Raw genomic sequence first — 24301 nt, 5'->3', positions numbered from 1 at the left:
AGGCCGCCGCCCGGTGGCGTGCGCGTACGGTCCCCACGAAGGACGAGGACCCGCGCGAGACGCGGGCGAGCGTGGCGCAGCGCGGAAGGGAACGACGGGACGGTGAACGGCGTCATGCTGAACTACGGTGCGGCGTACGACAGAACAGTGCACGACAGGGCATTGAAGGGTGGGACGGGCCTCAGGGCCGAGGCGCTGGCCCTCCTGCTCGAACCGCTGGGCGCGGACGCCGTCGCGGGCCCGGCCGCACTCCAGCGCTTCGCCGAGGACGTCGCCGCGGTCGCCCGGGCGCGGGGATACCCGGACCTGCCGGCGTCCGGGAGCACTCTCCCACCGGTGTCTGAGGCGGTGGTCAGCTCCGTGACGTACCTCGACACGCCGGGCGTCGCTGCCAAGGACGATGACCACGGCGCCACGCGCGCCCGGGCCGCCTGCGACGACGCCGACGCGGTCACATGGAACTACGCCGACACCTTGCACGACGAGGAGGCCGCCGAGCTGCCGCTCGCGGGGTCGGTCACGCTCAGCCGTGTGTAGGTGTGCTCGGGACTCTGATGGGTCAGTTCCACAGCGAACCCCGCTGCCTCGTAGGCGGTGATGACGCGCTCGGTGGCGGCGGGCATCTCGGCGGTGGCCCGGCCGAACGGGGCGAAGAGGTCGGCGAGCGCGTCGAACCCGATGTGGATGAGGCGGCGGTGCAGCTCGTCCACTACGTTGCGACCGCCGCGGACGGGAGTTCGGGGAAGCGGTCCTGCCAGGCCGTCCGGGCCGGTGCCGGCAGGCTAACCGGCGGCGCGCTGGGGCCAAGGCGCGGGATCGACTTCGATGATGGCGCTCGCCACCCTGCCCGGCATCGGCCCGCCAAGGAGAAACGGCCCCCTCTCCGTATGCGTCCGACCCGCGCTGGCTGGAAAACCTGCAGATCAACGAGGGTGTGAGGGGACACCACTGTTTCCGGCGGCCCAGGCGTCCCGCGTATGTCCCGCGGTGTCGGTTTCGCGGGATCGGACATAAGGGATCTCGTGTGGGTGGCTCGATAAAAGCCCAGGTCAGGGTGGGTGATGCAGGAGCGGCAACGGCAAGACAGGCCGTTGCCGTTTTGGTGTGCGCAAATAAAGCCCTGACCGGCATTTCTGCAGGTCAGGGCTTCTTTCCGAAGTGCCCCCGGCAGGATTCGAACCTGCGCACACGGCTCCGGAGGCCGTTGCTCTATCCCCTGAGCTACGGGGGCGTGGTCGTCGCGTTCGGTGTTGCTCGCGGCGACGGGTAGAACACTACCAGCTTGCCCGGGGTGGTCAGGAACGGGTTTTGGCGGGTCGCGGGGGTGGCGGTGTGGGGTGCTGTCCCCCGCGGGGGTGGAAGTGGGGAAAAGCCGGACGCGGTGGCCGGTCCGGACCTACTCTCGAGTGGTGCCTAGGGCGTCCGGCCGGGTTCTCGTTGTCGACGACAACAAGGTCATCCGGCAGCTGATCAGGGTCAATCTCGAGCTGGAGGGCTTCGAGGTCGTGACCGCGGGCGATGGTGCCGAGTGTCTGGATGTCGTCCATCAGGTGCGGCCCGACGTGGTCACCCTGGATGTGGTGATGCCGCGTCTCGACGGGCTTCGGACGGCTGCCCGGCTCCGTGCCGATCCGCGCACGCGGGAGCTTCCGATCGCGATCGTCAGTGCCTGTACGCGGTACGAGGTCGACGCGGGGTTCGCCGCCGGCGTCGACGTGTTTCTGTCCAAGCCCTTCGAGCCCGCCGAGCTCGTGCGCGTCGTACGGGAGTTGGCCGAGCGGACCGTCACCGGGGTCGGGGTGCCCGGTGCGGGGGAGAGCGAGTCGTCCGCCCAGGCGTGATCGCCCGCCTTTTCGCCGCCCGGGATCCGCTCGTCCACATCCCGGGACTTACGGGAAACCGGTTGGCCTCCCCACCCCCCTCCTCCCATACGCTTGACCCGTGACCCCCGTAGAGCTCTCCCGTACCGTGCTGCGCGCGGTGCGTCGCGCTGTCGACGTCGGGGAGCTGGACGTGGACGTGCCCGCGCGGGTCGGGGTCGCGCCGCCGGGGCCCGGGGGATGCGGGGACTACGCCACCGGCGTCGCCCTCCAGCTGGCCCGGCCGGCCGGGCAGCCGCCGTACCGGGTCGCCCAGGTGCTGCGCGCCCACCTCGCCGACGCCGACGGCATCGCCGACGTCGTACTCACCGGGCCCGGGTTCCTCAACATCAGCCTCCACCGCACCGCCCCGGCCGACCTGGTCGCCGAGGTACTGGGGCGGGGCACGCGGTACGGATTCGCCGACGCCGACGCCGACGCGAATGCATCAACGGCCGCCGGCGGCACCCTGCAGCTGCGCTGCGCCCCCGACCCCCGCGCCCTCGTCGTCGCCGACGCGGCCGCCCGCATCCTGCGGTCCCAGGGCGTCGCCGTACGGGTCGGCTGCACCTCGCCTCCCGCGTCCGAATGGACCACCGTCTTCGGTGTGCACCTCGACGCGGACACAGACGCCGGCGCGCACTCGCGGCCGGTGGAAGAAATCAGGCCCGTCCCCGCCCCCGGCGACGTCCTCGCGCTCGGCCGGGACGCCGGACGCTGGGCGCTGCTCCACCCCGCCGCCCACGACCGGCCCCGGACCGGCGGCGAGCACCTGGTGCAGCGGGAGAGCAACCCCCTCTTCCGCGTGCGGTATGCCCACGCCCGCTCCCGCGCCCTCGCCCGAAACGCGGCCGACCTCGGGTTCGCCGCCGAACCGGGGCCCGTCGACCACGCGCACGGGATCCACGCGCTGCTCGCCGACCACCCCCGCATCCTCGCCGCCGCCGCGGCCCACCGCGCCCCCGACCGCCTCGCCCGGCACCTCGTCGCCGTCGCCGATGCCGCGCTGCCCTTCCTGCCCACCGTGCTGCCCCGCGGTGGGGAGAAACCCTCGGCCGCCCACCGTGCCCGGCTCGCCCTCGCCGAAGCCGCCGGGACGGTGCTGGCAGGCGGCCTGACCCTGCTCGGCATCGACGCACCCGACCACCTGTGAAGCCAGCGAGAGAGCCAGCGAAGACATGAGCCGTTCCGCACACCCCGCCGGGCCCCGTCACGCCGACGTCCTCACCGATGGGCACTATTCCGCGCCGCCCGCCGATCTCAACGCCCTCGATCCCAAGGTGTGGGCCCACACCGTCGGACGGGACGCGGACGGTGCCGTCACCGTCGGAGGGCTCCCCGTCACCCGGCTCGCCGAGGAGTACGGCACCCCCGCCTACATCCTCGACGAGAGCGACTTCCGTGAGCGGGCGCGGGCCTGGCGCACCGCCTTCGGGGCCGACGCCGACGTCTTCTACGCGGGCAAGGCCTTCCTGTCGCGCGCCGTCGTGCGGTGGCTGCACGAGGAGGGGCTCAACCTCGACGTGTGCTCCGGCGGCGAGCTGGCCACCGCGCTGTCCGCGGGCATGCCCGCCGAGCGCGTCGCCTTCCACGGCAACAACAAGTCGCCCGAGGAGATCGAGCGGGCCGTCGCCGCGGGGGTCGGGCGGATCGTGCTCGACTCCTTCCAGGAGATCGTGCGCGTCGCCCACACCGCCCAGGCGCTGGGCAAGCGGCAGCGGGTGCAGATCCGCATCACCGTCGGCGTCGAGGCGCACACGCACGAGTTCATCGCCACCGCGCACGAGGACCAGAAGTTCGGCATCCCGCTGGCCGGCGGGCAGGCCGCGGAGGCCGTGCGGCGGGCTCTTCAGCTCGACGGGATCGAGCTGATCGGGATCCACTCCCACATCGGGTCGCAGATCTTCGACATGTCCGGCTTCGAGGTCGCCGCGCACCGGGTGGTCGGGCTGCTCAAGGACATTCGCGACGAGCACGGCGTCGAGCTGCCGGAGATCGACCTGGGCGGCGGGCTCGGGATCGCGTACACGAGCGACGACGACCCCCGCGAGCCGCACGAGATCGCCAAGGCGCTGACCGAGATCGTCACGCGGGAGTGCGAGAGCGCCCGGCTGCGCACGCCGCGGATCTCCGTCGAGCCCGGGCGGGCCATCGTCGGACCCACCGCCTTCACGCTGTACGAGGTGGGCACCGTCAAGCCCCTCGACGGGCTGCGGACGTACGTCTCCGTGGACGGCGGGATGTCGGACAACATCCGGACCGCCCTGTACGACGCCGAGTACAGCGTCGCCCTCGTCTCCCGCACCTCCGACGCCGAGCCCATGCTGGCCCGCGTCGTCGGCAAGCACTGCGAGAGCGGCGACATCGTGGTGAAGGACGCCTTCCTGCCGGGCGACCTGGCACCCGGTGACCTGATCGCCGTACCCGCGACGGGCGCGTACTGCCGTTCCATGGCCAGCAACTACAACCACGTGCTGCGCCCGCCGGTCGTCGCCGTGCGGGACGGCGAGGCGCGGGTCATCGTGCGCCGGGAGACCGAGGAGGACCTGCTGCGCCTCGACGTCGGGTGACGGCGGGACCCGAAGGAGGCGGCGGCCACGGGTGCGGGCGAAGCGGTGAAGATCTTCCGTTCCGCACCCGTCGGAAAATGAAATAAACGTCTCACGATCCGGACGAAAGGCAGAAAATCCCGTCCGGTGAGTGAGACTGGTCCAACCGTGACGGTATGAGGAAACGAGGTCGGATGATGCGTACGCGTCCGCTGAAGGTGGCGCTGCTGGGCTGTGGAGTGGTCGGCTCAGAGGTGGCGCGCATCATGACGACGCACGCCGACGACCTCGCCGCCCGCATCGGGGCACCGGTGGAGCTGGCGGGCGTGGCCGTGCGGCGGCCGGACCGGGTGCGCGAGGGCATCGACCCGGCCCTCGTCACCACCGACGCCACCGCCCTGGTCAAGCGCGGGGACATCGACGTCGTCGTGGAGGTCATCGGGGGCATCGAGCCCGCCCGGACCCTCATCACCACCGCCTTCGAGCACGGCGCGTCCGTGGTCTCCGCCAACAAGGCGCTCATCGCCCAGGACGGCGCCTCGCTGCACGCCGCGGCCGACGGGCACGGCAAGGACCTCTACTACGAGGCCGCCGTCGCCGGCGCCATCCCGCTGATCCGCCCGCTGCGCGAATCGCTCGCCGGCGACAAGGTCAACCGCGTGCTCGGCATCGTCAACGGGACGACCAACTTCATCCTGGACGCCATGGACACCACGGGCGCCGGCTACCAGGAAGCGCTCGACGAGGCCACCGCCCTCGGGTACGCCGAGGCCGACCCGACCGCCGACGTCGAGGGCTTCGACGCCGCGGCCAAGGCCGCCATCCTCGCCGGGATCGCCTTCCACACGCGCGTGCGCCTCGACGACGTCTACCGCGAGGGCATGAGCGAGGTCACCGCCGGCGACTTCGCCTCCGCCAAGGAGATGGGCTGCACCATCAAGCTGCTCGCCATCTGCGAGCGGGCGGCGGACGGCGGATCGGTCACCGCGCGCGTGCATCCCGCGATGATCCCGCTCAGCCACCCGCTCGCCAACGTGCGCGAGGCCTACAACGCCGTCTTCGTCGAGTCCGAGGCCGCAGGTCAGCTCATGTTCTACGGTCCCGGCGCCGGCGGCTCCCCGACCGCCTCCGCCGTGCTCGGCGACCTGGTGGCCGTGTGCCGCAACAGGATCGGCGGTGCCACCGGCCCCGGCGAGTCCGCGTACGCCGCGCTGCCCGTCTCGCCGATGGGCGAGGTCGTCACGCGCTACCACATCAGCCTCGACGTGGCCGACAAACCGGGCGTCCTCGCCCAGGTCGCGACCGTGTTCGCGGAGCACGGTGTCTCCATCGACACCGTGCGGCAGTCCGGCAAGGACGGCGAGGCCTCCCTCGTCGTCGTCACCCACCGCGCGTCCGACGCCGCCCTCGGCGGTACGGTCGAGGCGCTGCGCAAGCTCGACACCGTGCGGGGTGTCGCCAGCATCATGCGGGTTGAAGGAGAGTAACCAGCAATGACCCACCAGTGGCGCGGAATCATCGAGGAGTACCGGGACCGGCTGCCCGTCTCCGACAGCACGCCCGTCGTGACGCTCCGCGAGGGCGGCACGCCGCTCGTGCCCGCACAGGTGCTCTCCGAGCGCACGGGCTGCGAGGTCCACCTCAAGGTCGAGGGGGCGAACCCGACGGGGTCCTTCAAGGACCGCGGCATGACCATGGCCATCAGCAAGGCCAAGGAGGAGGGCGCGCAGGCCGTCATCTGCGCCTCCACCGGCAACACCTCCGCCAGCGCCGCCGCGTACGGCGTCCGCGCGGGCATGGTGTCCGCCGTGCTCGTGCCCCAGGGCAAGATCGCGCTCGGCAAGATGGGCCAGGCCCTCGTGCACGGCGCGAAGATCCTCCAGGTCGACGGCAACTTCGACGACTGCCTCACGCTGGCCCGCGCGCTCAGCGACAACTACCCCGTGGCGCTGGTCAATTCGGTCAACCCGGTGCGGATCGAGGGCCAGAAGACCGCCGCCTTCGAGATCGTGGACATGCTCGGCGACGCGCCCGACATCCACGTCCTGCCGGTCGGCAACGCGGGCAACATCACCGCGTACTGGAAGGGCTACCAGGAGTACGCCGCCGACGGCGTCAGCACGAGGAAGCCCCGCATGTGGGGGTTCCAGGCCTCCGGCAGCGCCCCGATCGTGCGCGGCGAGGTCGTCAAGGACCCGTCGACCATCGCCACCGCCATCCGCATCGGCAACCCGGCCTCGTGGGACTTCGCGCTCGCCGCGCGGGACGAGTCCGGCGGCGCCATCGACGAGGTGACGGACCGTGAGATCCTGCGCGCCTACCGGCTGTTGGCCTCCCAGGAGGGCGTCTTCGTCGAGCCCGCGTCCGCCGCGTCGGTCGCCGGTCTGCTGAAGGCCGCCGAACTGGGCAAGGTGGACCCCGGGCAGCGGATCGTGTGCACCGTCACCGGCAACGGCCTCAAGGACCCGGACTGGGCCGTCGCCGGCGCCCCGCAGCCGGTCACCGTCCCGGTCGACGCGGCGACGGCGGCCGAGCGGCTCGGCCTGGTCTGAGCCGGCGGCACCACTCCCACCGGCGTACGAGGGCGTAAGCGACGTCCGGCCGGGAAAGCCATGGATGGGGGGTGCACAGGGGGCTTGCGACACGCATCGTGCGCCTCCTGTGCGCCCTATGTCGCCACGGAACCTTCCTTCGATAGGCTGTACCCGAACCCGCCTCCCGCATATGCCGCCCAGCCGCGCCGCGCGACGGTGGCCGCCGAGGGTTCCGTACGTCTTCGCATGTCATTCGACAACCACGCAGCTCAAGGAGAGACAACGAGCGATGGCCGGTCCAGCCTTCCGCGCCGCCGCCGTCAGGGTGCGCGTCCCCGCCACCAGCGCCAATCTGGGCCCGGGCTTCGACGCCCTGGGGCTCGCGCTGGGTCTGTACGACGACGTGGTCGTCCGGGTGGCCGACTCCGGGCTGCACATCGACATCGCGGGTGAGGGCAGCGAGACGCTGCCGCGCGACGAGAAGCACCTGCTGGTCCGCTCCCTGCGCACCGCCTTCGACCTGCTCGGCGGCCAGCCACGCGGCCTGGAGATCGTCTGCGCCAACCGCATCCCGCACGGCCGCGGCCTCGGCTCCTCCTCCGCCGCCATCTGCGCCGGCATCGTCGCCGCGCGCGCCGTGACCATAGGCGGCGAGGCCCGCCTCGACGACGCCGCGCTGCTCGACCTCGCCACCGAGATCGAGGGCCATCCCGACAACGTGGCGGCCTGTCTGCTCGGCGGTTTCACCCTGTCCTGGATGGAGTCCGGGGCCGCCCGCGCGATCAGGATGGAGCCCGCCGATTCCATCGTTCCGGTGGTTTTCGTGCCCGGAAAGCCGGTACTGACGGAGACGGCGCGCGGACTGCTCCCGCGCCACGTCCCGCACGTCGACGCCGCCGCCAACGCCGGCCGCGCCGCGCTGCTCGTCGAGGCCCTGACCAGGCGCCCCGAGCTGCTGCTGCCGGCCACCGAGGACCGCCTCCACCAGGAGTACCGGGCGCCGGCCATGCCGGAGAGCGCGGCGCTGGTGGAGCGGCTGCGCGGCGACGGCATCCCCGCGGTGATCTCGGGTGCCGGACCCACCGTGATGGCACTCGCCGACGCCGACACGGCCGACAAGGTCGAGGCGTTGGCCGGGACGGACTGGGCGGCCAACCGGCTGAGCCTGGACCAGCAGGGCGCGAGCGTGCTGCCTCTGGCGACCCCCAGTGACATTTAGACGCGCGGGGTTGCCGGATTTCGAGAGGGGGAATGTTTGTTGGATCCGGTAGTGTTAATCTCAAGTCTGCACCCGACCCCACCATGGCGAGGTGCCTCGTGTCCCCGTCCGGGACAGACATTCTTCCGGGAGCCCCCCAAGCCGCACTGTGTGGTGGATGTCGTACGTGATCAGTACGGCCGACACGGACACTGAGCGGCCCGCCGGGCACGCTTCGGAACCGGTGCGACCACGCCGCATGTCCCAGACACTGGGTGCCGCGGCCAGGGGGCGCGCCATCACCAGATATCTCTTCCGCCGTTCAGGCGGACCACCGCCCCGGCACGGTTCGCACAGCAAGAACCGAAGCCGGACAGCACAACCGGTCGCCGAGCCAGACAGGCCGACGTCCGCTCCAGGGAAGGACCCTTCGTGAGCGACACCACCGATCTGATGGGCGCACGTGTCGAGGAGACCGCTGCCGCGCCCGCCACGGACGCCTCCGCGCCTGCCACCGGTGCCGGCTCCCGGCGGCGCCGCGGTACCGGCCTCGAGGGCATGGTGCTGGCCGAGCTGCAGCAGGTCGCATCCGGCCTCGGCATCAGGGGCACCGCGCGTATGCGCAAGAGCCAGCTGATCGAGGTCATCAAGGAGGCGCAGGCCGCGGGGGGATCCTCCGCCAAGGCCGCGCCCGCCGCCGCGGACACCGCCGGCGAGACCAAGCCGAAGCGCCGCAGCACCTCCCGGGCCCGGACGGGCGACGAGGCCCCCGCCGAGAAGGCGGAGAAGGCCGGCAAGGCCGAGAAGAAGGCGGAGAAGGCGACCGCCGACCAGCAGCAGATCGACATCCCCGGCCAGCCGTCGAAGGTCTCCTCCGCCGCCGAGCAGGCCGGCGACGACGCCCCCTCCGAGCGCCGTCGTCGCCGCGCCACCGCCGACGCGGGCAGCCCGGCCGGCGACACCGCCGCCGAGACCCGCGAGCCGAAGGCCGACGCCTCGGCGCAGCAGCAGCCGCAGGGCCAGGGCGACGCCCGCTCCGACGCCGACGGCGGCGAGGGCCGTCGCCGCGACCGTCGTGACCGTGGTGACCGGGGCGATCGCGGTGACCGTGGTGACCGGGGCGGCCGCGACCGCCGCGGCAAGGGCGACGAGCAGCAGGGCCAGGGCGGCGGCCAGCAGCGCCAGCAGCAGGGCGGGGGCCGCCAGGACCGTCAGCAGCACGACGACGACGATTTCGAGGGCGGCCGGCGCGGACGCCGCGGCCGCTACCGGGACCGCCGGGGCCGTCGCGGGCGCGACGAGATCGCCTCCGAGCCGCAGATCAACGAGGACGACGTCCTCATCCCGGTCGCAGGCATCCTCGACATCCTCGACAACTACGCGTTCATCCGGACCTCCGGCTACCTGCCCGGCCCCAACGACGTGTACGTCTCCCTCGCCCAGGTCCGCAAGAACGGCCTGCGCAAGGGCGATCACCTCACCGGTGCCGTGCGCCAGCCCAAGGAGGGCGAGCGCCGCGAGAAGTTCAACGCGCTGGTCCGCCTGGACTCGGTCAACGGCATGGCCCCCGAACACGGCCGCGGACGCCCGGAGTTCAACAAGCTGACGCCGCTGTACCCGCAGGACCGCCTGCGCCTTGAGACGGACCCCGGGGTCCTCACCACCCGCATCATCGACCTCGTCGCGCCCATCGGTAAGGGCCAGCGCGGTCTGATCGTGGCCCCGCCGAAGACCGGCAAGACCATGATCATGCAGGCGATCGCCAACGCGATCACGCACAACAACCCCGAGTGCCACCTGATGGTCGTCCTCGTCGACGAGCGTCCGGAAGAGGTCACCGACATGCAGCGGTCGGTGAAGGGCGAGGTCATCTCCTCGACCTTCGACCGCCCGGCCGAGGACCACACGACGGTCGCGGAGCTGGCCATCGAGCGCGCCAAGCGCCTGGTGGAGCTGGGTCACGACGTGGTCGTGCTGCTCGACTCGATCACCCGTCTGGGCCGTGCGTACAACCTCGCCGCCCCGGCCTCCGGCCGCATCCTGTCCGGTGGTGTCGACTCGACCGCCCTGTACCCGCCGAAGCGCTTCTTCGGTGCGGCCCGCAACATCGAGGACGGCGGCTCGCTGACCATCCTCGCCACCGCCCTGGTGGACACCGGGTCCCGCATGGACGAGGTCATCTTCGAGGAGTTCAAGGGCACCGGCAACGCCGAGCTGAAGCTCGACCGCAAGCTCGCCGACAAGCGCATCTTCCCGGCGGTGGACGTCGACGCGTCCGGCACCCGCAAGGAGGAGATCCTGCTGGGCAACGAGGAGCTGGCCGTCACCTGGAAGCTCCGCCGGGTGCTGCACGCCCTCGACCAGCAGCAGGCGATCGAACTGCTCCTGGACAAGATGAAGCAGACCAAGTCGAACGTCGAGTTCCTGATGCAGATCCAGAAGACGACCCCGACGCCGGGCAACGGCGACTGAGTCGGCGCCGGCCGTCTGCACATCCCGGAAGTCCCGCTCCGTCACTCGGGTGATGGAGCGGGACTTCCGGCTTGTAGGATCAGCGCACTGCAGTGGGGGGGAACGTGTTTTCGGATACGCCCACAGGGTGATCAGTGCTGCCTCGACGCGCCTGCGCCCGCCGGTGGCTTCTCTCCTGCCTGCATTCACAGCGACAGGAGACCTGAGTGACCTCAACCCCTCGAAGACGCCGTCTGGCTCTTCCCGCGGCCGCGGCCGCACTCGCCCTGTCGGGCGCGGTCCTCTCGACCGTTCCCGCGCAGGCCGCCGGCGCCACGCCGGCACCCCCGCAGCCCGCCCCGACCGAGCGGCCCACCGCCTCGGACGCCGAGCTGCTCCGCCGGATCCAGGGCTCCGGAGCCGCCCTCGCGGACAACACCGCCGCGCCCGGGGCCACCCCGGAGGTCCAGGCGCCGTCCGGCCGCGTCGACCCGAAGATCATCGGCGGTAAGAACGCCACGATCACCGAGGCGCCGTGGATGGTGCAGCTGCACTACTGGGACGGCAAGGGCACCTCCAGCACCGCCGACGACGAGGGCTACTTCTGCGGCGGCACCCTGGTGGCCCCCAAGAAGGTCCTCACGGCCGCGCACTGCGTGTACGGCCTGGACTGGTCGGAGAACGGAGTCGTCGTCGGCGGCACCGCTCAGCTGCCGGAGGGCGACGACCTGCACGGCGGCCGGCTCGCCGGCGTGTACCGCCAGTGGGTCAACCCGACGTACCGGCCGAGCACCACCTCGGGCGGTGACCTCGCGGTCCTCACGCTGACCGAGGCGCTGCCGTACAAGACGCTCCAGCCCACGTCGAGCGGTGACAACGCCTCGTACGCGAACGGCACCCCGGCGACGGTCTACGGCTGGGGGCGCACCGACTCCGCCCGCCAGGAGATCTCGCCGACGCTGAAGAAGGCGACCGTGCCGATGCGCCCGGACAGCGCCTGCTCCGGGTACTGGGGCGCCGACTTCGTGCCGGGCCAGATGGCCTGTGCCGGGGACGCCGCCTCCGGCCAGAACGCGGGCACGGTCTCGCCGTGCAACGGAGACTCCGGCGGCCCCCTCGTGGTCAACGGGCGGATCGCGGGCGTCGTGTCCTGGGGCGTCAAGGACTGCGTCGCGTCCGGCGCCTACGCCGTCTACGCCAAGACCCGCTCCTACGTCGGCGAGATCAACGCCCGCGTCGACGACAGCGACCTCGACTTCGACGGTCTCGCCGACCTCTTCGTCCGCACCCCGGGCGGCGAGGCCTACGAGTACTACTCGCGCGGCGACCGGGCGCCCTACCTGGCCGGCCGGATCTCGCTCGGCGACTGGAGCGGGCTGAGCCTGGTGCGCCAGGCCGACCTGAACCGCGATTCCTACCAGGACTACCTGTACCGGACCCCGGACGGTGTGCTGTACGACTTCGCGTTCAACGGCGACGACCGCTACGAGTCGGTCCGCGTCGGCGGCGGCTGGAACGCGATGGCGGACCTCCGCGTCCCCGGCGACCTCTCCGGCGACGCCCTGCCCGACCTGGTGGCGAAGGACAAGTCCGGCGTCCTGTGGCTCTACCCCGGCAAGGGCAACGGCCTCTTCGGCACCCGCGCCCGCATCGGCGGCGGCTGGTCGGCGTACACCATCACGGGCAAGGGCGACTACAACCGCGACGGCAGGTCCGACCTGCTCGCGCGGGACGGTTCCGGCGTCCTGTGGATGTACCCCGGCACTGGCAAGGCCGCGACGGCCCTCGGCGCCCGCGTCCGGGTCGGCGGCGGCTGGTCGGCGTACAACGCCCTCGCCACCGCCGGTGACGTCACCGGCGACGGCAGGCCCGACCTGCTGGCCCGGGACACCTCCGGGGTGCTGTGGCTGTACAAGGGCACCGGCTCCACCGGCTCGGCGGCCTTCAAGGCGCGCGTCAAGGTCGGCGGCGGCTGGGGAGCGTTCAACCTCCTCGGCTGATCCCGGCGAGGCCTCCACGGCCGTCAGGGGCCGCTCCCACCACGGGGGCGGCCCCTTCCGCGTTGCGACCTTCGCCACACGCTCCAAAGCCGGGGCGGGACGGGCGTCCCCGGAGCGGTGTCCGTGGATCCCCAGGTCAGCGAGGCGGACCCGGCCGATTCGGACACGTTGAGTGACGATCACCCCACCCGGCGACCACAGAACGTTGTGCAACCCTGTCCCGAGTTCCCCCGTCCCAGCTACGGGGGGACGATAGGTGAGGTACCGGTGGAAAGCCGCCGGAGCCGACCGACCCCGACCCCGAGCGCAGGGGGTAGACCGACCGGACGAACACCGAGGAGCCCATGTCAGCCGAGAGCACGCCGGACCCCGCGATACCCGGCACCGGGGAGTCCCGCAGCACAGGACCCGGCCGCCGGGGCAAGGGCCGCCGCCGCAAGCCCAGGGCGAAGCGGCGCAAGGCCCTGCTCGTCGCCGCCTGGAGCGCCGCGGGCGTCGTGGTGCTGGGCGGCACCGGTGCCGGCGTCCTGTACTTCAAGCTGAACGGCAACCTCACCAGCGTCGACATCGACCAGGCGCTCGGCGCCGACCGGCCGGAGAAGGCCGACAACGGCTCCGAGAACATCCTGGTGCTCGGCTCGGACACCCGCGCCGGCGGCAACGACAAGCTCGGCGGCGGCACCGACGACGGCACCGCCCGGTCGGACACCGCGATGATCGTGCACGTCTACAAGGGGCACAAGAAGGCCAGCGTGGTCTCCATCCCGCGCGACACCCTCATCCACCGTCCCGCCTGCACCGGCAGCGAGGGCGGCGAGCAGCCCGCCGCCGACGACGTGATGTTCAACTCCGCCTACTCCACCGGCGGCGCCGCCTGCGCCGTGAAGACCGTGGAGTCGATCAGCGGCCTGCGCATGGACCACTACCTGGAGGTCGACTTCAGCGGCTTCCAGAACCTCATCGACGACCTCGGCGGCGTGAAGATCACCACCACCGAGAACATCAAGGACCCCGACAGCCACCTGAACCTCACCGCCGGGACCCACACCCTCGACGGCGAGCAGTCGCTCGGGCTGGTCCGCACCCGGCACGGCGTCGGCGACGGCTCCGACCTCGGCCGCATCCAGCTCCAGCAGGCCTTCGTGAAGGCCCTGGTCCAGCAGGTCAAGGACATCGGCGTGCTCGGCAACCCGAAGAGGCTGTACGACCTCGCCGACACCGCCACCAAGACCGTGACCACCGACTCCGACCTGGGCTCGGTCAACTCGCTGATGTCCTTCGCGAGCGGCCTCAAGGGCATCGAGCCGGACGGCATGCACATGGTGACCATGCCGGTGATCTACGACCCCGCCGACGCCAACCGCGTCCTGATGCAGAAGGACAAGGCCCAGCAGGTCTGGACGGCCCTGAAGAACGACCGCCCGATCCCCGCGAGCGCCACCGAGGGCACCGCGGCCGGCGGGGCCAAGGGCGTCGTGAACGCCTCGTGAGCGCCCCGGAATAGATGACGGCCGCCCCCGGTTTTGGGGAGTGACGCCAGTGCTGGCAGACTGGTACGTCGGCCCCGGTTCACGCTCCCGCACCCCGCGGCGGCGACCCGGTGCCCTCCCGAACCTAGGAGACACCTTGAAGCGCGACATCCACCCCGAGTACGTCGAGACGCAGGTCAGCTGCACCTGCGGCGCGTCGTTCACCACCCGCAGCACCATCGAGTCCGGCACCGTCCGGGCCGAGGTCTGCTCCGAGTGCCACCCGTTCTACACGGGCAAGCAGAAGATCCTCGACACCGGTGGCCGCGTGGCCCGCTTCGAGGCCCGCTTCGGCAAGGCTTCCGCCGGCTCCAAGAAGTAGCGAGCCCCCAACCGCCGGTCCACGGCCGCATCCCCCGCCCGGGGGAGCGCCGGGACCGGCGTTTTTGGTCGCCCGCCTTCCCCTTCCCCCGCAGTGCAGGAGCCCAAGATGTTCGAGGCCGTCGAGGAACTCGTCGCCGAGCACGCCGACCTGGAGACGAAGCTCGCCGACCCGTCGGTCCACGCCGACCAGGCCAACGCCCGCAAGCTGAACAAGCGTTACGCCGAGCTGACCCCGATCGTCGCCACGTTCCGCTCCTGGAAGCAGACGGGCGAGGACATCGAGACGGCCCGCGAGCTGGCGGCCGACGACCCCGACTTCGCCGCCGAGGTCAAGGAGCTGGACAAGCAGCGCGAGGAGCTCACCGAGAAGCTCCGCCTCCTGCTCGTCCCCCGCGACCCCAGCGACGACAAGGACGTCATCCTGGAGATCAAGGCCGGCGCCGGCGGCGACGAGTCCGCCCTCTTCGCCGGCGACCTGCTGCGCATGTACCTGCGCTACGCCGAGCGGGTCGGCTGGAAGACCGAGGTCATCGACTCCACCGAGTCCGAGCTGGGCGGCTACAAGGACGTCCAGGTCGCCGTGAAGACCAAGGGCGGCCAGGGCGCCACGGAGCCCGGCCAGGGCGTCTGGGCGCGGCTCAAGTACGAGGGCGGCGTGCACCGCGTGCAGCGGGTGCCGGCCACCGAGTCACAGGGCCGGATCCACACCTCCGCGGCCGGCGTGCTCGTCACGCCCGAGGCCGAGGAGATCGACGTCGAGATCAACCCCAACGACCTGCGCATCGACGTCTACCGCTCCTCCGGGCCCGGCGGCCAGTCCGTCAACACCACCGACTCCGCCGTGCGCATCACGCACCTCCCGACCGGCGTCGTCGCCTCCTGCCAGAACGAGAAGAGCCAGCTCCAGAACAAGGAGCAGGCGATGCGTATCCTGCGCTCCAGGCTGCTCGCGGCCGCGCAGGAGGAGGCGGAGAAGGAGGCCGCCGACGCCCGGCGCAGCCAGGTCCGCACCGTGGACCGCTCCGAGAAGATCCGCACGTACAACTTCCCGGAGAACCGCATCTCGGACCACCGCGTCGGCTTCAAGGCGTACAACCTGGACCAGGTCCTGGACGGCGACCTCGACTCGGTGATCCAGGCCTGCGTCGACGCCGACTCGGCCGCCAAGCTCGCCGCCGCCTAGGCTCCGCCGCACCACCCGCACCGGACAACAGCTCAGCCCCGGAGGACCAGCGTGAACCTGCTGCTCATGGAGGTGGCCCAGGCCACCCAGCGGCTGGCCGACGCCGGCGTGCCCTCGCCGCGCACCGACGCGGAGGAACTCGCCGCGCACCTGCACGGCGTCAAGCGGGGCGAGCTGCACACCGTGCCGGACGCGGAGTTCGACGCCCGGTACTGGGAGGTCGTCGCCCGCCGCGAGGCGCGCGAGCCGCTCCAGCACATCACCGGCCGCGCCTACTTCCGCTACCTGGAGCTCCAGGTCGGCCCCGGCGTCTTCGTGCCCCGCCCCGAGACCGAGTCGGTCGTCGGCTGGGCCATAGACGCGGTACGCGCCATGGACGTCGTCGAGCCCTGCATCGTCGACCTGTGCACCGGCTCCGGCGCCATCGCGCTCGCGCTCGCCCAGGAGGTGCCCCGCTCGCGCGTGTACGCCGTGGAGCTGTCCGAGGACGCCCTGGTGTGGACGCGCAAGAACATGGAGGGGTCCAGGGTCGAACTGCGCCAGGGAGACGCCCTGGCGGCCTTCCCGGACCTCGACGGCCAGGTCGACCTGGTCGTCTCCAACCCGCCGTACATCCCGCTCACCGAGTGGGAGTACGTCGCCCCCGAGGCCCGCGACCACGATCCGCAGATGGCCCTGTTCTCCGGCGAGGACGGCCTCGACCTGATCCGCGGCCTGGAACGCACCGCGCACCGTCTGCTGCGCCCCGGCGGCGTGGTCGTCGTCGAGCACGCCGACACCCAGGGCGGGCAGGTGCCGTGGATCTTCACCGAGGAGCGGGGCTGGGCCGACGCGGCCGACCACCCCGACCTGAACAACCGCCCGCGGTTCGCGACCGCCCGCAAGGCACTGCCGTGAGCACCGCCCCGACTTCGATCCCGCAGCACGTGTACGAGGAGGCCAGCTAAATGGCACGGCGATACGACACCAACGACGCGACCGACCGAGTGACCGGTCTGCGCGAGGCCGCGTCCGCCGTCCGCCGTGGCGAGCTGGTGGTGCTGCCCACCGACACGGTGTACGGCATCGGCGCGGACGCCTTCGCGCCGGAGGCCGTCGGCGACCTGCTGGAGGCCAAGGGCCGGGGCCGGAACATGCCCTCGCCCGTCCTCATCGGCTCCCCGAACACCCTGCACGGCCTCGTCACCGACTTCTCCGAGATGGCCTGGGAGCTGGTCGACGCCTTCTGGCCGGGCGCGCTGACGCTGGTCGCCAAGCACCAGCCGTCGCTGCAGTGGGACCTCGGCGAGACCCGGGGGACGGTCGCCGTGCGGATGCCGCTGCACCCCGTGGCCATCGAGCTGCTCACCGAGTTCGGCCCGATGGCCGTCTCCTCCGCCAACCTCACCGGACACCCGGCGCCCGAGGACTGCGACGCCGCCCAGCAGATGCTCGGCGACTCCGTCTCCGTCTACCTCGACGGCGGCCCCACCCCCGGCATCGTCCCGTCGTCCATCGTCGACGTCACCCGGGAGGTGCCGGTGCTGCTGCGTGCGGGCGCGCTCTCCGCCGAGGAGCTGCGCAAGGTGGTACCCGATCTCGAGGTGGCGAATTGACGGCCCCTGGGACGGGGCGTGGCATAGGCAACGGGGAACGTGCCGCGGAGATCACGACGACGTTCGTCGGGCTTCCGCGCGACAGCTTCCGCATCCTCCACGTCAGCACCGGCAACGTCTGCCGCTCGCCCATCACCGAGCGGCTGACCCGGCATTTCGTGACGGAGCGGCTCGGCGTGCTGGGCGGCGGGCTCATCGTGGAGAGCGCGGGCACCTGGGGCCACGAGGGCGCACCGATGGAGGCGAACGCCGAGACGGTCCTCGCGGACTTCGGCGCCGACGCGGCCGGCTTCACCGGGCGCGAGCTGCTCGACGAGCACGTGATCCGCGCCGACCTGGTGCTCACCGCGACGCGGGACCACCGGGCGCAGGTCATCTCGATGGGCCACTCGGCCGGACTGCGGACCTTCACCCTCAAGGAGTTCACCCGCCTGGTCAACGCCATCGACCCGGCGACGCTCCCGTCGCTGGACGAGGGCGTGGTCACCCGGGCGCGCGCCCTGGTCCGCGCGGCCGCCGCACTGCGCGGCTGGCTGCTGGCGCCCACGGCGGAGGCGGACGAGGTCTACGACCCCTACGGGGCGCCGCTGCCGTTCTTCCGGTCCGTGGGGGACGAGATACACCAGGCCCTGGACCCGGTGGTGACGGCGCTGACCGGGGTTCCCACCCGGGCATGACGAGGCGGGGCCGGACGCGGGGCGCGGCGGGGGCGGCGCCCCGGTGGTCACGGCGCCGACGGGGGCCGCGGCGCGGGCGCGGCCGACGCCGGGCGGCTTTCGCGCCCCGGGCCTACATTGGTCGTACGTCACCGTCGACGCACGCCCGGAGCGCACCATGTCGGTTACCCACGACGTCCCCACGGCCGAGGACGGCGACCTCGGCCTGCTCGGGGCCCTGGGCCGCCAGGATCCGGAGCTGGCCGAGGTCCTGTACGCCGAGCGCCGCCGGCAGTCGACGACCCTCCAGCTGATCGCCGCCGAGAACTTCACGTCCCCCGCCGTGCTGGCCGCTCTCGGCTCCCCGCTGGCCAACAAATACGCCGAGGGCTACCCGGGCGCCCGGCACCACGGCGGCTGCGAGATCGCGGACGTCGCCGAGCGGCTGGCCGTGGACCGCGCCCGGGACCTCTTCGGCGCCGAGCACGCCAACGTGCAGCCCCACTCCGGCTCCTCCGCCGTGCTGGCCGCCTACGCCGCCCTGCTGCGCCCCGGCGACACCGTCCTGGCCCTCGGCCTGCCCCACGGCGGCCACCTCACCCACGGCTCGCCCGCCAACTTCTCCGGCCGCTGGTTCGACTTCGTCGGCTACGGGGTGGACGCGGAGACCGGGCTCGTCGACCACGACCAGGTGCGCGCCCTGGCCCGCGCACGCCGGCCCAAGGCGATCGTGTGCGGCTCGATCGCCTACCCCCGCCACGTCGACTACGCCTTCTTCCGCGAGGTCGCCGACGAGGTGGGCGCCTACCTCATCGCGGACGCGGCCCATCCGATCGGGCTGGTCGCCGGGGGAGCGGCGCCCAGTCCGGTGCCGTACGCCGACATCGTGTGCGCCACCACGCACAAGGTGCTGCGCGGGCCGCGCGGCGGCATGGTGCTGTGCGGGAGCGAGCTGGCCGAGCGGGTGGACCGGGCGGTGTTCCCCTTCACCCAGGGCGGGGCCCAGATGCACACCATCGCCGCCAAGGCCGTCGCCTTCGGGGAGGCGGCCACCGGGGCCTTCGCGGCCTACGCGCACCAGGTGGTCGCCAACGCCCGGGTCCTCGCCGCCCACCTGGCCGCCGAGGGCCTGGCCGTCACGACCGGCGGCACCGACACCCACCTGATCACGGCCGACCCGGCCCCGCTGGGCGTCGACGGCAGGACCGCGCGGAGCCGGCTCGCGGCGGCCGGGATCGTGCTGGACTGCTGTGCGCTGCCGCACGCGGACGACCGCGGGCTGCGCCTGGGCACGGCCGCCGTCACCACGCAGGGCATGGGGGAGCGGGAGATGCGGGCGGTCGCCACGCTGCTCGCGGGGGTGCTGCGCGGGGACGCCGACCCGGTCTCCGCCCGGGACGACGTGCGGGCCCTGGTCACGGAATTCCCGCCGTATCCGGACTGAGGCGGGGCGGGCGCGCACACGCGCACAGCCACTCGTGCAACCATCGTCGATACCCGGAAGTCCTCAACCGTATGCGTGCATCGCTAGGGTGTGGGGCTGAGGATGGCCAGCGAGACCTGTGGGGAAGCCCGTGCGTGAATACCTGCTGACGCTCTGCATCACGGCCGCGGTGACGTATCTGCTGACAGGGCCGGTACGGAAATTCGCGATCGTGGCGGGGGCGATGCCGGAGATCCGGGCACGTGACGTGCACCGGGAACCCACTCCGCGGCTCGGCGGGATCGCCATGTTCTTCGGGCTGTGCGCGGGCCTGCTGGTCGCGGACCACCTCACCAACCTGAGCGAGGTCTTCGAGAAGTCCAACGAGCCGCGCGCCCTGCTCTCGGGCGCCGCCCTGATCTGGCTGATCGGCGTCCTGGACGACAAGTTCGAGATCGACGCCCTGATCAAGCTGGGCGGGCAGATGATCGCCGCCGGCGTGATGGTGGTGCAGGGTCTGACCATCCTGTGGATCCCGCTGCCGGGCGTCGGCACGGTGGCGCTCACCCAGTGGCAGGGCACCCTGCTGACGGTGGCGCTGGTCGTCATCACCATCAACGCGGTCAACTTCGTGGACGGCCTCGACGGCCTCGCGGCCGGCATGGTCTGCATCGCGGCGGCGGCGTTCTTCATGTACGCGTACCGGATCTGGTACTCGTACGGCATCGAGGCCGCGGCGCCCGCCTCGCTGTTCGCGGCCATCCTGATGGGCATGTGCCTGGGCTTCCTGCCGCACAACATGCATCCCGCGCGGATCTTCATGGGCGACTCGGGCTCGATGCTGATCGGGCTGGTCCTCGCGGCCGGCGCGATCTCCGTCACGGGCCAGGTGGACCCCGACGTGATGAAGCTCTTCTCCGGGTCCGAGCGCAACGCGGTGCACCAGATGGTGCCCGTCTACATCCCGCTGCTGATGCCGCTGACCATCATCGCCATCCCGGCCGCCGACCTGATCCTGGCGATCGTGCGCCGCACCTGGCGCGGCCAGTCGCCGTTCGCCGCGGACCGCGGCCACCTGCACCACCGGCTGCTGGAGATCGGGCACTCGCACAGCCGCGCGGTGCTGATCATGTACTTCTTCTCGGCGCTGATCGCCTTCGGGGCGCTCGCCTACTCCGTGAACGCCGCGTCCATGTGGATCGTGCTGGGCGTGGTCTTCCTCAGCGCGATCGGGCTGGTGCTGCTCCTGCTGCCGCGCTTCACGCCGCGCGCCCCGCGCTGGGCCGAGCGGTTCGTGCCGCCCCGCTACCGGCGCCACCGGAGTGCCGTGCCGGCCGGGGAGACCGCCGTCGCCGAGGACGAGGCCGCCGAGGAGGAACGGGTGCCGGTCGCCGCCGGCGTCTCGGGCGTCAACGGGGCCACCGCCGTCGGACCCCGTTCGCGCACAAGGTAAGAATCTGACTAGAGCATTGCCAACTCGTGGTGGAGCGAATCGCCCCATTACCAGACAAGCGGGTGCAGTGATTGCACAGACGCGCACTGTCACTCTCATGTGTGACAGCAAGCACACCCACAGGTAAAGACCTCATCAAATAGTTTGTGATACGGTTCACGAGAACTCCCGGGTAGAGCCTAAGGACCGTAGTGCGACGGTCTCTTGGGCGTGAGGACTCCGTTCGGCCCGGGACTACGCTCGTCCATGACGACACCCTGCCCCCTGTGAAAAAGCGGAGTTGCCGCCATGCCGTCCAATGACGTCCGGACCTTGCTTCAGGCTGCCGTGCCCACGGCTGCCGTCGGCGCAGTAGCCGCCGTCGTCAGCGCCGTGGCCGCCGGCGGCAAGGGCGCGGTCGGAGCCGTCGTCGCGACCTTGGTGGCGATGCTCTTCATGGGGATCGGGCTCTATGTCCTCCAGCGCACGGCGAAGTCACTTCCGCACCTTTTCCAGGCGATGGGCCTGATGCTCTACGCGGCACAGATCCTGCTGCTGTTCGTCTTCCTCGCCGCGTTCAAGAACACGACGCTGTTCAACCCCCGGTCGTTCGCGATCACTTTGGTCGTCGTCACACTCACGTGGATCGCCGCCCAGACGCGGGCCCACATGAAGGCCAAGATCCTCTACGTCGAGCCCGATTCCTCGAGCGACAAGCCCGAGAAGACGGGCCACTCGTCGTGAGGGGTAGGGCCGGGATAAAGAGGCATGTGAAGTCCTGCTATCGTCCGGTGCCAACTGCGGCATCGCGGGCGCGGGCATCCGAGCTGACGCCTGCTCATTCGCGAGGCGAGATGCCCCACAGCCGCCCCCACATCCGTAACACCAGTCCCGTGCCGAACTGCGGCCCCGCGCCGCGCCGACACAACGAGGTTGCCGTACCCATGCGCCACGATGAAGGAGCCCGCGGTGAGTGCTGACCCGACGCAGGTGCTCGCCTTCGAGACCGACTGCCACATCTTCGACGGTTGTGGCTTCCCGGCTCCCGGCCTGCACTCGTTCCTCTTCGAGCCGCTCTGGGGCAACGCAGACGGCAACGGCATGTACTTCAACAAGCCGATGCTGCTGGCCCTGCTCGGCTCGATCATCATCGTGGGCTTCTTCTGGGCCGCCTTCAACAAGCCGAAGGTCGTCCCGGGCAAGCTCCAGATGGTCGCCGAGGCCGGCTACGACTTCATCCGCCGCGGCGTCGTCTACGAGACGATCGGCAAGAAGGAGGGCGAGAAGTACGTCCCCCTGATCGTCACGCTGTTCTTCTTCGTCTGGATGATGAACCTCTGGTCGATCATCCCGGTCGCCCAGTTCCCGGTGACCTCGATCATCGCCTACCCGATGGTCCTGGCCCTGGTCGTCTACGTGCTGTGGGTGTCGCTGACCTTCAAGCGGCACGGCTTCGTCGGCTTCTTCAAGAACGTCACCGGGTACGACAAGTCCCTCGGTGCGGTGCTGCCGCTGTCGATGACCATCGAGTTCTTCTCGAACCTGCTGGTCCGCCCCTTCACCCACGCCGTGCGGCTCTTCGCCAACATGTTCGCGGGCCACACCCTGCTGCTGCTCTTCACGATCGCCAGCTGGTACCTGCTGAACGGCATCGGCATCGCCTACGCGGGCGTCTCGTTCGTGATGACGATCATCATGACGGCCTTCGAGCTCTTCATCCAGGCCGTGCAGGCGTACGTGTTCGTCCTGCTGACCTGCACCTACATCCAGGGCGCGCTCGCCGAGCACCACTGAGCACGTCCCGCCTCACACCCCCGAGTCGTCCGGTGGCCAACCCCCACCGGTCCGTAAAGAGAAGGAAGAACTGGCATGTCCCAGACCCTTGCTGCCGTCGAAGGTTCGCTCAGCTCCGTCGGTTACGGCCTGGCGGCCATCGGCCCCGGCGTCGGCGTCGGCATCATCTTCGGTAACGGCACCCAGGCCCTCGCCCGCCAGCCCGAGGCGGCCGGTCTGATCCGCGCCAACCAGATCCTGGGCTTCGCGTTCTGTGAGGCGCTCGCCCTCATCGGTCTCGTCATGCCGTTCGTCTACTAAGACGAGCTGACGACCGACCCTTTCGACGAAAGGCACTGATGTGAACTCCGCCCTGGTACTTCTGGCGGCTGAGGGTGAGAAGGAGAACCCCCTCATCCCGCCGTGGCCGGAAGTCGTCATCGGCCTCATCGCTTTCGTCATCGTCTTCGGCTTCCTCGCCAAGAAGCTGCTCCCGAACATCAACAAGGTTCTGGAAGAGCGTCGCGAGGCCATCGAGGGCGGTATCGAGAAGGCCGAGGCCGCGCAGACCGAGGCCCAGAGCGTCCTTGAGCAGTACAAGGCCCAGCTCGCCGAGGCCCGTCACGAGGCCGCGCGCCTGCGCCAGGAGGCGCAGGAGCAGGGCGCCACGCTCATCGCCGAGATGCGCGCGGAAGGCCAGCGGCAGCGTGAGGAGATCATCGCCGCCGGCCACGCCCAGATCCAGGCCGACCGCAAGGCCGCCGCGTCCGCGCTGCGCCAGGACGTCGGCAAGCTGGCCACCGACCTGGCCGGCAAGCTCGTCGGCGAGTCCCTCGAGGACCACGCCCGCCAGAGCCGCGTCATCGACCGCTTCCTGGACGAGCTGGACGACAAGGCGACGACGGCTGAGGCAACCCGATGAGTGGGATGCACGGCGCGAGCCGCGAGGCCCTGGCCGCCGCACGTGAGCGTCTCGACGCGCTGACGGACTCCACGTCCGCCGACGCCGCGACGCTCGCCGGCGAGCTGGCCGCCGTCACCGCGCTGCTCCACCGCGAGGTGTCGCTGCGTCGGGTCCTCACCGACCCGGCGCAGGCCGGCGAGGCCAAGGCCGAACTCGCCCAGCGCCTCCTCGGCACCCAGGTCAGCGGCCCCGCCGTCGACCTGGTGGCCGGCATGGTGCGCTCCCGCTGGTCGCAGTCCCGCGACCTGGTGGACGCGCTGGAGGAGCTGGCGAACACCGCCGACCTCACCGCGGCCCAGAAGGCGGGCCGGCTCGACGACGTCGAGGACGAGCTGTTCCGGTTCGGCCGGATCGTCTCCTCGAACACCGAGCTGCGCGCCGCCCTGACCAACCGCTCCGCCTCCACCTCGGCCAAGGGCGAGCTGCTGCGCAGCCTGCTCGGCAACCGTGCGGACGCGAGCACCGAGCGTCTGGTCACGCGTCTCGTGACCGCGCCGCGGGGACGTAGCCTGGAGACGGGACTCGAGTCCCTGTCCAAGCTCGCCGCCGACCGGCGGGACCGGATGGTCGCCGTGGTCACCTCCGCGGTGCCGCTCAGCGACACGCAGAAGCAGCGCCTCGGCGCCGCTCTCGCGAAGGTCTACGGCCGTCCGATGCACCTCAATCTCGACGTGGACCCCGAGGTCGTCGGAGGCGTCCGGGTGCAGGTCGGTGACGAGGTCATCAACGGTTCCATCGCGGACCGTCTGGAGGAGGCCGGCCGCCGCATGGCGAGCTGACCCCCCGCGCGAGACAACAGCACAGCAAGCAGTACGTACTTACGACGGCCCT

At 71.3% G+C, this 24301-nt stretch carries 23 protein-coding genes and 1 tRNA gene; 22 read left to right on the top strand and 2 right to left on the bottom strand.

The features are described 5' to 3' along the window. Window positions 1-114 precede the first annotated feature (114 nt). Window positions 115-537, top strand: coding sequence for a hypothetical protein (locus IE108_RS03430; RefSeq protein WP_159394626.1), 423 nt, complete (start codon window positions 115-117; stop codon window positions 535-537). Here the strand turns inward: IE108_RS03430 and IE108_RS03425 are convergent. Then, window positions 462-710 carry a hypothetical protein gene (locus tag IE108_RS03425; RefSeq protein WP_159394627.1) on the bottom strand — a complete coding sequence of 83 codons (249 nt, stop codon included), beginning with the start codon at window positions 708-710 and terminating at the stop codon, window positions 462-464. The two genes, IE108_RS03430 and IE108_RS03425, sit on opposite strands and share 76 nt — an antisense overlap. A 449-nt stretch (window positions 711-1159) precedes the next feature. After that, a tRNA-Arg gene (locus IE108_RS03420) sits at window positions 1160-1231 on the bottom strand. 130 nt (window positions 1232-1361) lie between these two features. Between IE108_RS03420 and IE108_RS03415 the strand changes: the two genes are divergently transcribed. From IE108_RS03415 to IE108_RS03315, 21 genes are all read left to right on the top strand, one after another. Next, window positions 1362-1841: a response regulator gene (locus IE108_RS03415; RefSeq protein ID WP_079163853.1), complete on the top strand. Its 480-nt coding sequence runs from the start codon at window positions 1362-1364 to the stop codon at window positions 1839-1841. A gap of 100 nt (window positions 1842-1941) precedes the next feature. Then, a complete protein-coding gene (nrtL, locus tag IE108_RS03410) occupies window positions 1942-3012 on the top strand; it encodes an ArgS-related anticodon-binding protein NrtL (RefSeq protein WP_064729843.1) in 1071 nt (356 codons plus the stop codon). Window positions 3013-3037: 25 nt separating this feature from the next. Beyond that, entirely contained in the window at window positions 3038-4429 is a 1392-nt protein-coding gene (gene lysA, locus IE108_RS03405; protein WP_064729844.1) for a diaminopimelate decarboxylase, read from the top strand. Window positions 4430-4602: 173 nt separating this feature from the next. Then, window positions 4603-5895, top strand: coding sequence for a homoserine dehydrogenase (locus tag IE108_RS03400; RefSeq protein WP_064729845.1), 1293 nt, complete (start codon window positions 4603-4605; stop codon window positions 5893-5895). A 6-nt stretch (window positions 5896-5901) separates the two neighbouring features. Further along, complete coding sequence (gene thrC, locus IE108_RS03395) at window positions 5902-6960, top strand: threonine synthase (RefSeq protein ID WP_064729846.1); 1059 nt, start codon at window positions 5902-5904, stop codon at window positions 6958-6960. A gap of 271 nt (window positions 6961-7231) precedes the next feature. Then, window positions 7232-8161 (top strand): homoserine kinase, encoded by a 930-nt coding sequence (gene thrB, locus IE108_RS03390; RefSeq protein WP_064729847.1) that lies wholly within the window; start codon window positions 7232-7234, stop codon window positions 8159-8161. A gap of 411 nt (window positions 8162-8572) precedes the next feature. Then, entirely contained in the window at window positions 8573-10612 is a 2040-nt protein-coding gene (rho, locus tag IE108_RS03385; RefSeq protein ID WP_189397571.1) for a transcription termination factor Rho, read from the top strand. A 206-nt stretch (window positions 10613-10818) separates the two neighbouring features. Further along, entirely contained in the window at window positions 10819-12591 is a 1773-nt protein-coding gene (locus IE108_RS03380; protein ID WP_064729849.1) for a trypsin-like serine protease, read from the top strand. Window positions 12592-12935: 344 nt separating this feature from the next. Further along, window positions 12936-14081 carry an LCP family protein gene (locus IE108_RS03375; protein ID WP_064729850.1) on the top strand — a complete coding sequence of 382 codons (1146 nt, stop codon included), beginning with the start codon at window positions 12936-12938 and terminating at the stop codon, window positions 14079-14081. 136 nt (window positions 14082-14217) lie between these two features. Then, complete coding sequence (gene rpmE / locus IE108_RS03370) at window positions 14218-14442, top strand: 50S ribosomal protein L31 (protein WP_064729851.1); 225 nt, start codon at window positions 14218-14220, stop codon at window positions 14440-14442. Window positions 14443-14550: 108 nt separating this feature from the next. Continuing rightward, on the top strand, window positions 14551-15627 hold the full coding sequence (gene prfA / locus IE108_RS03365) for a peptide chain release factor 1 (RefSeq protein ID WP_064729852.1): 1077 nt from the start codon (window positions 14551-14553) through the stop codon (window positions 15625-15627). Window positions 15628-15678: 51 nt separating this feature from the next. Next, a complete protein-coding gene (prmC, locus tag IE108_RS03360) occupies window positions 15679-16524 on the top strand; it encodes a peptide chain release factor N(5)-glutamine methyltransferase (protein ID WP_064729853.1) in 846 nt (281 codons plus the stop codon). Window positions 16525-16574: 50 nt separating this feature from the next. Further along, a complete protein-coding gene (locus IE108_RS03355) occupies window positions 16575-17222 on the top strand; it encodes an L-threonylcarbamoyladenylate synthase (protein ID WP_064729854.1) in 648 nt (215 codons plus the stop codon). Beyond that, complete coding sequence (locus IE108_RS03350; RefSeq protein WP_064729855.1) at window positions 17219-17899, top strand: arsenate reductase/protein-tyrosine-phosphatase family protein; 681 nt, start codon at window positions 17219-17221, stop codon at window positions 17897-17899. Before IE108_RS03355 ends, IE108_RS03350 begins: the two co-directional genes overlap by 4 nt. Window positions 17900-18056: 157 nt before the next feature. Further along, window positions 18057-19322 carry a serine hydroxymethyltransferase gene (gene glyA / locus IE108_RS03345; RefSeq protein WP_064729856.1) on the top strand — a complete coding sequence of 422 codons (1266 nt, stop codon included), beginning with the start codon at window positions 18057-18059 and terminating at the stop codon, window positions 19320-19322. 130 nt (window positions 19323-19452) lie between these two features. Then, window positions 19453-20754: an MraY family glycosyltransferase gene (locus IE108_RS03340; RefSeq protein WP_161346887.1), complete on the top strand. Its 1302-nt coding sequence runs from the start codon at window positions 19453-19455 to the stop codon at window positions 20752-20754. A 288-nt stretch (window positions 20755-21042) separates the two neighbouring features. Next, window positions 21043-21477: a Cg1360 family ATP-synthase-associated protein gene (locus IE108_RS03335; protein ID WP_064729857.1), complete on the top strand. Its 435-nt coding sequence runs from the start codon at window positions 21043-21045 to the stop codon at window positions 21475-21477. A gap of 210 nt (window positions 21478-21687) precedes the next feature. Beyond that, complete coding sequence (gene atpB, locus IE108_RS03330; RefSeq protein ID WP_064729858.1) at window positions 21688-22527, top strand: F0F1 ATP synthase subunit A; 840 nt, start codon at window positions 21688-21690, stop codon at window positions 22525-22527. 75 nt (window positions 22528-22602) lie between these two features. Next, window positions 22603-22827 carry an ATP synthase F0 subunit C gene (gene atpE / locus IE108_RS03325; protein WP_030545783.1) on the top strand — a complete coding sequence of 75 codons (225 nt, stop codon included), beginning with the start codon at window positions 22603-22605 and terminating at the stop codon, window positions 22825-22827. Window positions 22828-22867: 40 nt separating this feature from the next. Then, complete coding sequence (locus IE108_RS03320; RefSeq protein ID WP_181849295.1) at window positions 22868-23428, top strand: F0F1 ATP synthase subunit B; 561 nt, start codon at window positions 22868-22870, stop codon at window positions 23426-23428. A 5-nt stretch (window positions 23429-23433) separates the two neighbouring features. Next, entirely contained in the window at window positions 23434-24249 is an 816-nt protein-coding gene (locus IE108_RS03315) for a F0F1 ATP synthase subunit delta (protein ID WP_064729859.1), read from the top strand. Window positions 24250-24301 lie beyond the last annotated feature (52 nt).

The sequence above is a fragment of the Streptomyces parvulus genome (assembly GCF_014648855.1).
GTDB classification, from domain to species: Bacteria; Actinomycetota; Actinomycetes; order Streptomycetales; family Streptomycetaceae; genus Streptomyces; species Streptomyces parvulus.
This window is presented reverse-complemented; position numbering and strand designations above follow the sequence as displayed.

Excerpts from the sequence above, each read along its gene's own strand:
- IE108_RS03430 (WP_159394626.1), top strand. The coding sequence starts at position 115 with ATGCTGAACTACGGTGCGGCGTACGACAGAACAGTGCACGACAGGGCA.
- lysA (WP_064729844.1), top strand. The coding sequence starts at position 3,038 with ATGAGCCGTTCCGCACACCCCGCCGGGCCCCGTCACGCCGACGTCCTC.
- IE108_RS03400 (WP_064729845.1), top strand. The coding sequence starts at position 4,603 with ATGATGCGTACGCGTCCGCTGAAGGTGGCGCTGCTGGGCTGTGGAGTG.
- thrC (WP_064729846.1), top strand. The coding sequence starts at position 5,902 with ATGACCCACCAGTGGCGCGGAATCATCGAGGAGTACCGGGACCGGCTG.
- thrB (WP_064729847.1), top strand. The coding sequence starts at position 7,232 with ATGGCCGGTCCAGCCTTCCGCGCCGCCGCCGTCAGGGTGCGCGTCCCC.
- IE108_RS03375 (WP_064729850.1), top strand. The coding sequence starts at position 12,936 with ATGTCAGCCGAGAGCACGCCGGACCCCGCGATACCCGGCACCGGGGAG.
- prfA (WP_064729852.1), top strand. The coding sequence starts at position 14,551 with ATGTTCGAGGCCGTCGAGGAACTCGTCGCCGAGCACGCCGACCTGGAG.
- IE108_RS03355 (WP_064729854.1), top strand. The coding sequence starts at position 16,575 with ATGGCACGGCGATACGACACCAACGACGCGACCGACCGAGTGACCGGT.
- glyA (WP_064729856.1), top strand. The coding sequence starts at position 18,057 with ATGTCGGTTACCCACGACGTCCCCACGGCCGAGGACGGCGACCTCGGC.
- IE108_RS03335 (WP_064729857.1), top strand. The coding sequence starts at position 21,043 with ATGCCGTCCAATGACGTCCGGACCTTGCTTCAGGCTGCCGTGCCCACG.
- atpB (WP_064729858.1), top strand. The coding sequence starts at position 21,688 with ATGAAGGAGCCCGCGGTGAGTGCTGACCCGACGCAGGTGCTCGCCTTC.
- atpE (WP_030545783.1), top strand. The coding sequence starts at position 22,603 with ATGTCCCAGACCCTTGCTGCCGTCGAAGGTTCGCTCAGCTCCGTCGGT.
- IE108_RS03315 (WP_064729859.1), top strand. The coding sequence starts at position 23,434 with ATGCACGGCGCGAGCCGCGAGGCCCTGGCCGCCGCACGTGAGCGTCTC.